At 64.2% G+C, this 717-nt stretch carries 1 protein-coding gene and 1 pseudogene; one reads left to right on the top strand and one right to left on the bottom strand.

Going from position 1 to position 717, the window contains the following annotated elements; translation table 11 throughout:
- On the bottom strand, window positions 1-413 hold a 413-nt coding region (locus AB1L30_RS00200; protein WP_367011346.1), incomplete at its 3' end, for a TolC family protein.
- A 55-nt stretch (window positions 414-468) separates the two neighbouring features.
- On the opposite strand from AB1L30_RS00200, the pseudogene AB1L30_RS00195 reads away from it, so the two are divergent.
- Window positions 469-717, top strand: a pseudogene (locus AB1L30_RS00195) (hypothetical protein); the annotation flags it as partial.

Genomic DNA, 717 nt, shown 5'->3' with positions numbered 1-717 from the left:
GCCTCGCGCTGGTCCAGAGTGCGACAGTCGACCACCGCGGCGGCGATCTCGGACAGCAGCGCGACCCGCACTGCGGCCGCCTCCGCACCAGCGGCATCGACGCGCGCCGATGCTGCCCTTTCCCGGGCCCGAAGCCTGCCGAACAGGTCCGGATCCCAGCTCGCCGTCAGGTTCGCCGCGTAGGCGACGCGCTCAGTATCGAAGGCGATGCCCGGCGGCAGGGCCGCCCCGAACTGGTTCGGATTGGTCCGTTGCCCCGTCACGGACGCCTCTGCACCGACCGAAGGCAACCAGTTCGCCCCGGCCCGGTCGGCCGCCGCCCGCGCCGCATCGATCCGCGCCACCGCCTCCGCCAGCCGCGGCCCCTCGGCCAGCGGAAAATCGAGCTCTAAATTGCCAAGTCGTAGGGGCATGGATCGAGAAAACCTCAGATTCTATTAGTTCTGTCGCAATTTCAAACGCGACCTTGAGTTCGATCAGTTCCCGATCACTGCCGAGCGTTTGGCAACGCTGCTCAAGGCGATCATGAACAAAGAGATCGACACGACGCGTGCCAAGGATGTCTTCACCCAGATGCTGGAGAGCGTCGAAGTGATTGAAGGCGATCGTCGTCTCGATCGTACGCTGGAAGTCACCATCACCAGTCCGGCCCAGAAAGAAAAGCATCGGCAAGCGGTCATCGAGATGATCGAGTATCTGGCCGAGTCGGCACATCGC

The sequence above is a fragment of the Bremerella sp. JC817 genome (assembly GCF_040718835.1).
Taxonomy (GTDB): Bacteria; Planctomycetota; Planctomycetia; order Pirellulales; family Pirellulaceae; genus Bremerella.
Note: the sequence above shows the minus strand (reverse complement) of the source record. Positions and strands in the feature narration are given on the sequence as shown.